Origin of the sequence: Litchfieldella rifensis, from assembly GCF_042646605.1 — a bacterium.
GTDB classification, from domain to species: Bacteria; Pseudomonadota; Gammaproteobacteria; order Pseudomonadales; family Halomonadaceae; genus Litchfieldella; species Litchfieldella rifensis.
In genome coordinates this window covers 1-11,675 of record NZ_JBHRUG010000029.1, presented here as the reverse complement: position 1 = coordinate 11,675, position 11,675 = coordinate 1, and the positions used below count along the sequence as shown (strand labels likewise).

The window sequence follows — 11,675 nt, the reverse complement described above, 5'->3', positions numbered from 1 at the left end:
AGCGTCAGTCAGAGCCCGATAGCCACTGCCCTTGGCATAAGGGGCACAGGAAGCTAAGCCGACCTGACGGTCGGATCGCGGCTAAAGCCACTCCTACTTGAGCGCGGTGCCCTATCTAGCCTGGGCGATACTTTCCATCGCGGCTGAAACCACCCCTGCACGCGACCGAGCCAATAAGCCTAGCCGCACTCGACCTCCAACTGCGTCTCCCCCAACGCTTCGCCGTTTGGGCCGAAGCGTCGCTCGCCGATCTCGATGTGTCCATCGCTACGCCACTCTAGCCAGCTCATGGCTCGGGTGCCGTAGTCGTCGCCGACGATGAAGGGTGGCGACAGGCGTTTTTCCAGTTCCGCGCCGACGCCGGTATCCGGCAGGCGCTCGAGTTCTTCGACTGGGCGACTTTCACGCATGGCGGCCAATGCTGCCTGCGGCCAGTTGCCGGATTCCAGGCTCTGGGCCAGGCCCCGGCGGGCCAGTTCGAGTTTTGGCCAGGGGGTGTTCAGGTTATCGTTGGAGATGCCATGGATGCCCGGGGCGATGGGCAGCAATTGAATCCTCTGGCGGCCACGATGCAGGTGCCACAAGCCATGGGGACCGCCAGCCAGCAGGTTGAAGCCGGCGTAATCCGCGGCATGACGATCGGCCAGTGCCTCAAGCCAGGCAGCCAGATCGTTGCATTCCAGGGCCTCGCGCACCAGGTGCCCACGGCTGGGAGCTCCGGAAGGGGCGATGAGCTCCGGGTCGCGGACATTGGTGACTGCGGCAAAGCGCCCGCGGCGGTGCACCGCCAGCCAGGTGCCGCCGGCCTGCAGGTCGCGACCGCCGACGATGGATGGCGCATCTGGCCAGACGGCCAGGGCGGCGCTGGGGCGGGCATGGAATTCATCGCGATTGGCCACCAGGCGCAGAGGGGCTGGTTGGCCGGGGCGATAGTCGAAGGCGATCAGGCACATGAGCGCTACTTTAGCCTTGTATCCCTGTTTCAGGAAAGGGGTGGCGACATCGATAGCGTCATGACAGACACGCTCGCGCGACGTACACTCGTTGCCATCATCGACCGATCACAGGGACGATAATGAGAGTCGAGACACGCACGGATAGCCTATGGCGCTGGCTTATCTGGCCCACTCTCTGGCCACTGTTGCTGGTGCAGGCTGGCTTGGTGGTGCTTTGCGCGCTGGCGTGGGTGGTGCTGTGGCAGTCGGCGATGCCGGCACAGCAATCCTGGCGAGCCCTCTCCTGGTTGATACTCGCGTTATTGGTGGGTACCAGCCTGATCGTCACCACCTTCCTGTTATTGTTGCGCCATCGATTGCAGCGTTGGGAAGTGGCACTCGGGGTACCCTTCGAGCGCCTGGAGCGAGTGTTGCGCGAACTGCAGAAAGAGCTGCCGCCGTGGCTCAAGTCACGGCGGCTGGTACCGGCCAGGACCACAGGGGAGGGGCCGGTCACGCGTCTGGAATCGCTGCTCGATGTGCTGGAGACGGTGCTCAACCGGTTCGCTGAACGCCCTCATCTGATGCAGATGCTGGAACGCTTGTCACGGCCGGCATTCATTGCTCGCCATGACTGTCTGGTGGCTGCCAACAGTGCCTTCGAGCAACTGGTCGGCCGTTCGCTTGGCGAAATGCGGGGGCTCGATCTGCAATATCTGATTCGTCGCGATGACAAGGGGCAGGGTTCCAGTGTCGTAAGGCTCCATGACAGCAAGGGCGGATGGCAGACCTTTCGCTTGTCGTCCCTGGTTGACGGTCATGGCCATGCCCTGGGAATCCTGGAAGACGTCAACGACCAACAGCAGCGTCTGGCGCAGTTGACGCTGTCGCGGGACCGGGCGCGCGAGGAGTCGCGGCTCAAGTCGAGCTACCTGATTCTGTTGCAGCATGAGCTGGATGTCGTCATCAACGACCTGGGCCGACATCTCGACGTCTGCCAGTCGCCGGAGCAGCACGGCATTCTGCGTGAGCGCCTTGCCGATCTTGCCATACTGGTGGCCAATCTCACCGGTCCCAGCCCGATCGATGGCGACGATGCCGAACCCTCCCAGGCTGCCTCGGAAGTCCGCGCCAGGATCCTGATCGTCGATGACGGACCGGTCAATACCATGCTGGCGCGCCGGGTGCTTGAGGCCGAGGGGCTCGGTGTGGATACTGCCCAGAGTGGCGAGCAGGCGCTGGAACTGGCGGCACGCGAACACTATGACCTGGTGTTCATGGATATCTACATGCCCGATCTCGATGGTGTCGAAACCAGTCGTCGCTGGCGTCATCAAGAAGAGCAGGGTGGCGGTGCCATTCCCAGTGTGCTGGTGGCGCTGACCGCCAATGCCAGCACTGTGGATCGTGAGCGCTTCTTTTCCGCGGGAATGGATGACTTCCTGCCCAAGCCGTATCGTCCCCAGGCCCTGCTCGACATGGTAGGGCGCTGGCTGCCGGATGCGCTGGAAGACCGGCAGCAGTGATGACCTCGTCGGTCACGATCATGGCGGGGTATCTGGTTCTGGGGGCGTTGGCGGGCACCCTGGCCGGTGTCTTCGGGGTTGGCGGCGGGCTGATCATCGTGCCGGCCCTGGTCCTCGCCTTCGAGCTGCAGGACGTGGAGCCGGCCGTGACCATGCACCTGGCCGTTGGCACTTCGCTGGCCACCATCGTGGTCACCGGCGCCTCCTCCACCTGGGGGCACATACAGAAGGGCAGCGTACACCGTCACTGGTTTCTGGCGCTGCTGCCGGGGCTGATGCTGGGTGCGGTAGCCGGGGTCTTCGTCGCCGGTAGTCTGTCCGGTGGTTTGCTGGGGACGTTGTTCGGCCTGTTCGTGGTGGTGGTCGCCGTCAGGATGGCGCTGGGCCTGGCCCCGCGGCCGGGCTCCACCGCCCCTGGGCGGTTGGCGATGGGCCTGGCCGGTGTCGTGATCGGTGGCATCTCGGCGCTGTTCGGCATCGGCGGCGGCACCCTGACGGTGCCGTGGCTGTCGCGTGCCGGGGCCCGGATGACCGAAGCCGTCGGGACATCGGCGGCCTGTGGCCTACCGATCGCCATCTTCGGTGCCCTGACTTTCATCGTCGTGGGCTGGGGGAACCCCGAACTCCCTACCTGGGCCATCGGTTTCGTAGCATGGCCGGCCTTCCTGGGCATCGTCCTGACCAGCGTGCCCTTCGCGCGCCTGGGAGTACGCTTGGCGCATGTGTTGTCGGCCCGCGTACTGCGCCTGGCCTTCGCCACCCTGCTGGCGGGGGTGGGGGTAAGGTTTCTGCTTTAGGAGCTGTAAGCTTGAAGCGGTAAGCTGTAAGAAAAAACAACCCCCTCCCCGGGGGCTGGGGTCTGTGGGTGACTTACCGCTCGCAGCTTATCGCTTACCGCCCCTCGGTGGCAGTTTTTATCGTTTCACTCCTGGTTTTGAATTCATCAAGGATCCTGCATGCTTTCTTATCCCGATATCGACCCCGTGGCCATCCAGTTGGGGCCCTTGACCGTCCACTGGTACGGCTTGATGTATGTGATCGGCTTCGTGGCGGCCTGGTGGCTGGGGCGCAGGCGCGCCGCCCGGATCGGCCTGACCCGGGACGATGTCGGCGACCTGCTGTTCTATGGCGCCATCGGCGTGGTGGCCGGTGGGCGACTGGGTTATGTACTGTTTTATGGTATCGAGCGGTTGCTGGACAATCCGCTGTGGCTGTTCCAGGTATGGGATGGCGGCATGAGCTTCCATGGCGGTCTCATCGGCGTGCTGCTTGCCGCCTGGCTGTTTGCGCGCAAGCATGGGCTGGCGTTCTTCCAGCTCACCGACTTTGTCGCGCCGCTGGTGCCGATTGGCCTGGGGGCCGGGCGCATCGGCAACTTCATCAACCATGAACTGCCCGGACGGGTTACCGAGCTGCCGTGGGGCATGGCGTTTCCCGGCATGGGGCCGGCGCCTCGTCATCCCTCGTCGTTGTACGAGGCGCTGCTGGAAGGGGTGTTGCTGTTTGCGATCCTGTGGTTCGTCTCGGCCCGGCCCCGCGCTCGCGGCATGATTTCCGGTCTTTTCCTGCTCCTGTATGGCGTGTTCCGCTTCGCCGTCGAGTTCGTGCGTCTGCCCGACGCTCACATCGGCTTCATCGCCTTCGGTTGGGTGACCATGGGCATGTTGCTTACCTTGCCGATGATCGCGGCCGGTGTGGCGCTGATTGCCTGGTCGCGCAGCCAGCCGGTGGATTTTTCGCCAAGCAAGGGATAACGCACGCTTACTCTTGGGCTCTGGTTCTGATGTCACAGCATCGCTACACTAGCCTTCCACATTGGCTTTGACGTCCGGCGATACTGTGACATTCCTTGAAAAGCAATCCCCATCGACTCCATCGAATATGGCGCTGCCGGCGCTGGAACAACCCTATCTGGACCTGATGCGGCACGTGCTCGAGCACGGTGTGGCAAAGCACGATCGCACCGGCGTCGGTACGCGTAGCGTCTTCGGCCATCAGATGCGTTTCGACCTGTCGCGCGGCTTTCCGCTGGTGACCACCAAGAAACTGCACCTGCGCTCGATCGTCCACGAGTTGCTGTGGTTCCTGGCCGGCGATACCAATATCGCCTACCTCAAGGAACACGGCGTACGTATCTGGGACGAATGGGCCGACGAGAATGGCGAGCTGGGCCCGGTATACGGCTACCAGTGGCGTAGCTGGCCGAAACCCGATGGCGGCCATGTCGACCAGATCGCCAATGTCGTCGAGCAGATCAAGGCGCATCCCGATTCGCGGCGATTGATCGTCTCAGCCTGGAACCCCGCATTGGTCGACGAGATGGCATTGCCGCCGTGCCATGCGCTGTTCCAGTTCTATGTCGCCGAGGGGCGGCTCTCCTGTCAGCTCTACCAGCGCAGCGCCGATATCTTCCTCGGCGTACCGTTCAACATCGCCAGCTATGCACTGCTGACACAGATGGTGGCGCAGGTCTGCGGTCTCGCGCCGGGCGAGTTCATCCATACCCTGGGCGATGCGCACCTCTACTCGAATCATCTCGAACAGGCCGAACTGCAACTTTCGCGCACCCCGCGTGAGGCCCCGCGACTGGTACTCAATCCGGATGTCGAGGACCTGTTCGCCTTCCGGTACGAAGACATTCGCATCGAGGGCTACGATCCCCATCCGCATATCAAGGCCGAGGTGGCGGTATGAGTGGCGAAGCGCCGAATGTCGAAACCGTCGTCCCGGTGGCGATGATCGCCGCCCTGGCGCGCAATCGGGTGATCGGGGTCGACAACAAGCTGCCTTGGTACCTGCCCGAGGATCTCAAGTTCTTCAAGGCCATGACCCAGGGCAAGCCGCTGGTGATGGGGCGCAAGACCTTCGCTTCGATCGGCCGGCCGTTGCCGGGGCGGTTGAATATCGTCGTCACCCGCGACCCCCACTTCGAGCCGCCCGGCGTGCGGGTCTGTCACGACCTGGCCAGTGCTCTGGACCTGGCCGACCAGCAGGCGATCATCGACGGCGCCGAGGAAATCATGGTCATGGGCGGCGCCCAGATTTACGCTCAGGCATTGCCCTGGGCCTCGCGGCTGTATCTCACCGAGGTCGATCTCGAGGTCGAAGGCGATGCTCGTTTCCCCGAATTGGACATGGCCCAATGGCAAGAGGTGCAGCGCGTAGCCGGTGAGGCCAGGGAAGGGCAGCCGGCTTATGCTTTCGTCGAATATCGGCGCCATTGAGGGGGTGGGCAGTTTGTCAGTGGGTCAAAGCTGGCACAGACTGGTGAATCAAGCGGGGCTCGACACCCACGTCGATCCCTTTCGAATGGCGCATGGCATACAGCATCACTCAGGGAGGGTTGTGCCCTTGATCCCTCAACTCATCGACGCTCTGGAACGGCAAGCCGACAAGGGGCTCTTGGAGCTTCTCGACGCACGCGCGCAGATCAAGGTGCTGGAAGCGGAGAACCGCGAGCTGCAGGCCCAGAATCGCCAGCTTCGCGACCAGCTCGATGCCCAGCGGGAGGCCCCCGTGACCGCCGGCCGCAGCCAGGGGTTGGCGGCGTTGATGGCGCGCCGGCCTCGGCACCATGCGCCGCCGGCTTCGGAGAAGGCCAAGGCCCCGGTGACCCAGGACGATCCCGCCGCAGGGGCAGGGAAAGACGAATCGGCCGTCGAACAGGCGCCACCGACTTCCCCTCGTCCGGCATCGCCAGCAGTGCTCGACCGACAGCCGCCATCCCGCGGCGAGTCACCCTCGGAGGTTGCGCCAGACGAGGCGCCCGGGCCCCAGAGCCGCTTGCCGATCGGTGAAGCCCCTTCCCCCCAGGCGTTGCTCGATGAATGGTACCGCCGCTATACCGAGACCTTTTTCAAGGGCCACACCCGGCCACTCAAGGTCGGCATTCACGAAGAGCTGGTGGCGCGTGAACCATGGCCGGAAAAACTGGTGCGCCGGGCGCTGGCCTGCTACGTGCACCTGCCGCGCTATCTCAAGGCGGTACGCGCCGGGGCCGAACGCGTGGGGCTGGACGGCGAGAGCGCCGGCACGGTCACCGAGGGCGAAGCCAAGTACGCCCGCAAGCAGCTCGACGATCTGCAGGCCCAGAATCGCACCCGCCAGGCCAAGCGCCGCGAGCGTCAGCGTCAGCAGGAGAAGGACGAACGGCTCGAGCGAAAGATCGGTGAGTTGCTGGCCAAGCACGATCACTGAGGTAACGGCTGCGGGCTACGAGCGGGGCGCTATGCGCCGGCTACGAGCTTCGAGTCACGAGCTGCGAGCGATTCCTTGCCTTTTGCCACCTCGATAGCGAGCATCCAGCCCGCAGCCCGCAGCCCGCAGCCCGCAGCCCGCAGCCCGCAGCCCGCAGCCCGCAGCCCGTAAACTTTCCTACTATGCTCGAGATCTCGCCTACGGCTCGAGCGCTATCCCCTTGTCTGTAAAGACCGTCATATCCTTATTGAGCGGATTCGCAAGCCGTTGATTAGATTCCCTCTTGCAAGCTGGCGCGGGTGTCGCCAAGATAGGCGAGGCTCGCTGCCGTCATCTTGTTGTCATGCAAGGTCGTCAGTCTGGGGCGCGTTGCAGGGTGGTGGCGCGACCACGGGAGCAGGGAAAAGGTTCCATGATTTTCGAGTGTTGAGATTAAAAACAGTGTTTTTTCTTCTTGCGCTCTCGAAAATCCCGGTATAAGGTTTCCCTGCGAGCATTGGATTATAACAAGGCTTCGCTCAGGTGGCGGTCTCGGATTCGGCTGGTATCGAATCCAAAGCGCACCGGGAAAGCCGACTGCTTTTGCAGTAACGATCGAAACAGTAAGCTAGTGAAAAAGGAACATATCGCGATGAAAAAGACACTGTTAGCGACTGCTATCGCCGGTGCCCTGGGTGCCTCTGCCGCTGCTCAGGCTGCCACCGTTTACAATCAGGACGGCACCAAGCTGGACCTGTACGGCAACATCCAGATCGCCTACGCCAACACCAAAGATGGTGAGGGTGAGAGGCAGGACGAGCTCCTCGATAACGGCTCCACCTTCGGCTTCAATGCCGAGCACGTGATCAATCCGGGCCTGACCGGCTACCTGAAGCTCGAGTTCGACGACTTCCAGGCCGACGAGATCAAGGTCAGGGGTCGTGATGCCGGCGACCAGGCCTATGTCGGTCTGCGCGGCAACTTCGGTGACGGTCGCCTGGGCTCCTACGATCCGCTGATCGATGACTGGATCCAGGATCCGGTCAGCAACAACGAGTTCTTCGACGTCAGCGACTCCAACGGCGCCATCGTCGACGGCTACGGCATCGGCGACCGTGAAGGCGACAAGTTCACCTACACGTCACCGTCGCTGGGCGGCTTCCAGTTCGCCGTCGGTACCCAGTACAAGGGCGATGCGGAAGAAATCAATGATGAAGTCGAATCCGACAGCAGCGCCTCCTTCTTCGGTGGCGTGAAGTACGCCGTTGGCGCCTTCTCCATCGCGGCCGCCTACGACAACCTGGACAACTACGACGCCGACTTCACCGGTGGCGGTTCCTTCGATGCCGGCGAGCAGTACGGTATCACCGCCCAGTACACCGTCGATACCCTGCGTGTGGCGCTGAAGCTCGAGCGTTTCGAGGCCGGCCAGGATAGCTTCGGTGGTGAAGCCATCGACGACATCAACTTCTACGGCCTGGGTGCCCGCTACGGCTACGGCATGGGCGACATCTACGCCGCCTACCAGTACGTCGACGTGGGTGCCGGTACCCTGCTGAGCGAGCTGGACGAAACCATCCAGGATGAGCAGGACCGTGACGAGACCTACAACGAGGTCATCCTTGGCGCTACCTACAACATCTCCGACGCCATGTACACTTGGGTCGAGGGTGCCTGGTACGACAAGGCAAACGACGAAGACGATGGCGTAGCCGTCGGTGTCACCTACCTGTTCTAAGCGCTTTTGTCGCGGGGTTTGACCCTGTACCGAAAGCCTTATATAACGAAGCCGATCCCTGCGGGATCGGCTTTTTTCTTTGTGCCGATGCGAGGTCCTATGAAACCGTCTATTGTGACCGGCGCCCTGATAGCGTGCGGTCTTGTGCTGGCCGATGTCGCTGTCGCCGACAGTGTGATGGAGGAGCGCTTTCGCGAGGAAGGGCGCCAGCTCGATCTGACCGGCTTTCTGCAGTCGGAGAACGACGCGCGTAGCCGCAGCTTCCTCTACGGTTCTCCCCATGAGCATGACTTCACCGTCAAGCAAGCCGGGACCTATCTGTTCGAGAGCCGCGTACCGGGCGGCTTTTCGGAGGACTATCGGGTGGCGGCGGAGTTGTTGGATGACCAGGGCCAGGTGATCGCCCGTGGCGAGGCCCTGGGGCGGAGCGGTGGCCTGGCGATGCGTCAGCGTCTGCAGCCGGGCGACTATGTGCTGCGTGTGGAGGGCCACAAGTTCGGCACCCGCGCCAGGTCAGGCAACAGCTTCTATATCACGGTGTCGGGACTGGATGCCGAAGGGCGTCGCCTCGAGGAGGGCGTCAGCGATGGCGAGGGGCTGGTCTTTACCGGCAGTGACCGCAAGGGGCGCCGCAGCGTCTTTGTGCGCGACCGCAGCGACGTGGCGACCATAGCGGCCCCCGCGGCCGAGCCGCCGAGCGATGCCCAGGGCTCTGCCATGGCCGGGGACGTTGCGCCGTCGACTGCCGCCCCCCAGCCGTCAGCCAGTGAAGCACCAGCCGGGCAGGCCGCTGACAGGGCGACACCCGAGGGTTTCGAGACCATCGTCACCGATGTGAAGATCCGTGCCCGTGGCGAAGTCCTGACCTTCGATGTGGTCGAAGCCGGCACCATCGCCATCACCACCGCGACCTATCCGAAGGGGTATGAGGACACCTACCGGATCGAGCTGGAGGTGCTGGACGAGAGCGGGCGCGTGGTCGCCGAAGGGGCGGGCCAGGGCTTCGATGGCAATGTCGATCTGCGTACCGAGTTGACTCCCGGGCGCTATCGCATCCGTGTGCAGGGCCAGAAGTTCGGCTCGGTGATGACCGGCGTCAATAACTATGAACTCAAGGTGGTCCAGATGGACCGTCAATGAAGTCGTGTTGCCTCCTGGTCTGACCAGGGCGCTCAAGGCAAGGATGGGCCGCCTTTAGCGGCCCATCCTTGTTCGGCACTCGCAAGTAAAGAGGCGAATGTTTCGGCTGGATAAGGGGTCAGGTGCTTGCACCTTCCTCCTCTTCCTCGAGCATCATGCGAATCAATTCTTGTAGTTCTTGCACCTGCGTTTCGAGCGCCTCGACGCGGGATTGGTTGGCAGCGGTTTCTTCTGCCTGCTGGTTGATTTTTTCCAGATGTTTTTCCACGGCCTCGGAATCCATGGCAAAAGCCGAGCCTGCCATCAGAAGCGATGCCAGAGCGGCTGTGGTGAATAGCGTGATCTTCATGGGACACCTCGACTTGTCAGTCTATTTACTATGCTGCGCGTCACGACACCCGTTGTATCAACCATCGTTATCCGGGATGGTGGTCAAGTTGATCAGTAAGGTGTCTGGTTCTTTGTAGCGTCGGCCCGCCAAAACTTACAGCCACGGGCGCTGCGCGCCAGCAGCGAGTCACGGGCCACGAGCTACGAGCGATGTGTTGCTTTTGCTGCCTGGGTGGCGACCCTACAGCCCGCAGCCCGCAGCCCGCAGCCCGCAGCCCGCAGCCCGCAGCGTTGAATCCCCCATCTGTCGCTTTTCTGGCCGCCTGCTATTCTCAACGCTAGGCAAGTTGAACGGTCATTCAATCGTCATCTCCCGGTCATCTCCCAGCGCTAGGGTCGCGATGGGTACCAAGGCCCCTGTCATGACGAGTGGCGGGCCGGGCAGCCCCTCGAACAATGAATCGGATTTCGTTAGCAGGGAGAGACCAACAAATGTCGATCACGCGTCGTCGTTTTCTGCAGGGCACACTGGCCGCCGGGGCCGCCGCCTCGGTGCCGTTCTACATCAATCGGGCGATTGCCCAGGACCAGACCCTGCGCATCTATGCCTGGGCCGGGTACTTTTCCGAGGCGATGCTTGCCGACTTCACCGAGAAAACCGGCATCCGCGCCACCTTCACTCCCTATGGCACCAACGACGAGCTGATGAATTCGTTGCGTGCCACCGATGGCAGCGGCTTCGACGTGATCATGCCCACCGTGGACCGCGTGCCGGGCTACCTCGACTACGACCTGGTGCAGCCGCTGGACGAGTCGCGCATCAACTGGGGTGGCGCGCTGGACAGCGCCATCGCCGGCTCCGAGGTGGGCGGCGTAGTGGATGGCAAGCGTTACTTCGCGCCCAGCGACTGGGGAACCGAGGCGATCACCTACAACCGCCGCTTCACCGACATCGACCGTGCGACGCTGAGTTATGCCGACCTGTGGAATCCCGATCATGGCCAGGGCGTCACGGTACGTGGGCATTCGGCGCTGGTGGGTATCGGCCTGTGGCTGGAGCGTGAAGGGCGTCTGCCATTCCCACTGCTCGATTCCTACAAGAATGAAGAGGCGATGCGTGCCAATTTCGATGTCATTCTCGAAGAGGCAATCAAGCACAAGGACATGCTGGTGCAGTTCTGGGATACCGAAAACGATGCCCAGGCCGCTTTCCGCACCAACGGCGCGATCATCGGCCAGACGTGGGACAGCACCGCTTTCCGCCTGCAGCAGGAGGGCGAGGATATCGCCTACGCCGCGCCGCGTGAAGGTGCCCTGGCGTGGATGGAAGGCTTCGTGATTCCCAAGAACGCCCAGAACCCCGATGCCGTCTACGAGTTGATCAACTGGTACTACACCCCGGAAGCCGGATCCATGTTCGTCGAGGCCACCGGCTACAACTCCACCGCCAAGGGTGCCGAGGCGTTGTTGCCGGAAGCGACCCGCAAGTTCTTCCAGGATTCCTACACCGAGGACGACCTGGCCAACCTGTGGTGGTGGCCGATCCAGGAACCGTGGTACGTGGCGCTGCGTAACGAGTACCAGGACCGGTATTTGTCGGCATGAAAAGCTGGAAGCTGGAAGGGCGGCGCTGCGCGCCGGGAAGACGTCGCTTCGCGACTTGAAGAAGAAAGAGAGCTATAGCGGTAGATGGCGGGTGTCGGGGCCGACTGGCCAATCGCGGCTGAAGCCGCTCCTAGTGCGCCCGCGAAGGCGTGCATTCCGTGTGGTGAAAGTCCACACCGGGGTAAGCCATGACCCCGTAGCCGAAGGTAACTGCGTCGTCGCGAG

Annotated in this window: 11 protein-coding genes; 9 read left to right on the top strand and 2 right to left on the bottom strand. The window is 62.8% G+C overall.

What is annotated here, in order from left to right:
- Nucleotides 1–179 precede the first annotated feature (179 nt).
- Complete coding sequence (locus tag ACFOEV_RS14555) at nt 180–953, bottom strand: NRDE family protein (RefSeq protein ID WP_386775171.1); 774 nt, start codon at nt 951–953, stop codon at nt 180–182.
- 122 nt (nt 954–1,075) lie between these two features.
- Between ACFOEV_RS14555 and ACFOEV_RS14550 the strand changes: the two genes are divergently transcribed.
- The 8 genes from ACFOEV_RS14550 to ACFOEV_RS14515 all read left to right on the top strand — a co-directional run bounded on the left by ACFOEV_RS14550 (nt 1,076) and on the right by ACFOEV_RS14515 (nt 9,515).
- A complete protein-coding gene (locus tag ACFOEV_RS14550) occupies nt 1,076–2,461 on the top strand; it encodes a response regulator (protein ID WP_386775169.1) in 1,386 nt (461 codons plus the stop codon).
- Nucleotides 2,461–3,258: a sulfite exporter TauE/SafE family protein gene (locus ACFOEV_RS14545; RefSeq protein ID WP_386775167.1), complete on the top strand. Its 798-nt coding sequence runs from the start codon at nt 2,461–2,463 to the stop codon at nt 3,256–3,258. The genes ACFOEV_RS14550 and ACFOEV_RS14545 overlap by 1 nt, the downstream gene beginning before the upstream one ends.
- Before the next feature lie 159 nt (nt 3,259–3,417).
- A complete protein-coding gene (gene lgt, locus ACFOEV_RS14540; protein WP_386775165.1) occupies nt 3,418–4,215 on the top strand; it encodes a prolipoprotein diacylglyceryl transferase in 798 nt (265 codons plus the stop codon).
- A gap of 127 nt (nt 4,216–4,342) precedes the next feature.
- The gene (locus ACFOEV_RS14535) at nt 4,343–5,155 is read left to right on the top strand and encodes a thymidylate synthase (protein ID WP_386775163.1); all 813 of its coding nucleotides are present in this window, start codon (nt 4,343–4,345) and stop codon (nt 5,153–5,155) included.
- Complete coding sequence (locus ACFOEV_RS14530; RefSeq protein ID WP_386775161.1) at nt 5,152–5,685, top strand: dihydrofolate reductase; 534 nt, start codon at nt 5,152–5,154, stop codon at nt 5,683–5,685. Before ACFOEV_RS14535 ends, ACFOEV_RS14530 begins: the two co-directional genes overlap by 4 nt.
- A gap of 127 nt (nt 5,686–5,812) precedes the next feature.
- Nucleotides 5,813–6,658 (top strand): ProQ/FINO family protein, encoded by an 846-nt coding sequence (locus tag ACFOEV_RS14525; protein ID WP_386775159.1) that lies wholly within the window; start codon nt 5,813–5,815, stop codon nt 6,656–6,658.
- 631 nt (nt 6,659–7,289) lie between these two features.
- Complete coding sequence (locus ACFOEV_RS14520) at nt 7,290–8,375, top strand: porin (protein WP_386775157.1); 1,086 nt, start codon at nt 7,290–7,292, stop codon at nt 8,373–8,375.
- 99 nt (nt 8,376–8,474) lie between these two features.
- Entirely contained in the window at nt 8,475–9,515 is a 1,041-nt protein-coding gene (locus ACFOEV_RS14515; protein ID WP_386775155.1) for a hypothetical protein, read from the top strand.
- A 118-nt stretch (nt 9,516–9,633) separates the two neighbouring features.
- On the opposite strand, the gene ACFOEV_RS14510 is transcribed toward ACFOEV_RS14515, so the two are convergent.
- Complete coding sequence (locus tag ACFOEV_RS14510) at nt 9,634–9,864, bottom strand: hypothetical protein (RefSeq protein ID WP_386775153.1); 231 nt, start codon at nt 9,862–9,864, stop codon at nt 9,634–9,636.
- Between the two features lie 473 nt (nt 9,865–10,337).
- On the opposite strand from ACFOEV_RS14510, the gene ACFOEV_RS14505 reads away from it, so the two are divergent.
- Complete coding sequence (locus ACFOEV_RS14505; protein WP_386775151.1) at nt 10,338–11,450, top strand: substrate-binding domain-containing protein; 1,113 nt, start codon at nt 10,338–10,340, stop codon at nt 11,448–11,450.
- Nucleotides 11,451–11,675: the final 225 nt, after the last annotated feature.

Bases quoted from the DNA above. Each gene is read 5' to 3' on its own strand.
- ACFOEV_RS14520 (WP_386775157.1), top strand. From the start codon at position 7,290: ATGAAAAAGACACTGTTAGCGACTGCTATCGCCGGTGCCCTGGGTGCC.
- ACFOEV_RS14530 (WP_386775161.1), top strand. From the start codon at position 5,152: ATGAGTGGCGAAGCGCCGAATGTCGAAACCGTCGTCCCGGTGGCGATG.
- ACFOEV_RS14555 (WP_386775171.1), bottom strand. From the start codon at position 953: ATGTGCCTGATCGCCTTCGACTATCGCCCCGGCCAACCAGCCCCTCTG.
- lgt (WP_386775165.1), top strand. From the start codon at position 3,418: ATGCTTTCTTATCCCGATATCGACCCCGTGGCCATCCAGTTGGGGCCC.
- ACFOEV_RS14535 (WP_386775163.1), top strand. From the start codon at position 4,343: ATGGCGCTGCCGGCGCTGGAACAACCCTATCTGGACCTGATGCGGCAC.
- ACFOEV_RS14515 (WP_386775155.1), top strand. From the start codon at position 8,475: ATGAAACCGTCTATTGTGACCGGCGCCCTGATAGCGTGCGGTCTTGTG.
- ACFOEV_RS14510 (WP_386775153.1), bottom strand. From the start codon at position 9,864: ATGAAGATCACGCTATTCACCACAGCCGCTCTGGCATCGCTTCTGATG.
- ACFOEV_RS14505 (WP_386775151.1), top strand. From the start codon at position 10,338: ATGTCGATCACGCGTCGTCGTTTTCTGCAGGGCACACTGGCCGCCGGG.
- ACFOEV_RS14545 (WP_386775167.1), top strand. From the start codon at position 2,461: ATGACCTCGTCGGTCACGATCATGGCGGGGTATCTGGTTCTGGGGGCG.
- ACFOEV_RS14550 (WP_386775169.1), top strand. From the start codon at position 1,076: ATGAGAGTCGAGACACGCACGGATAGCCTATGGCGCTGGCTTATCTGG.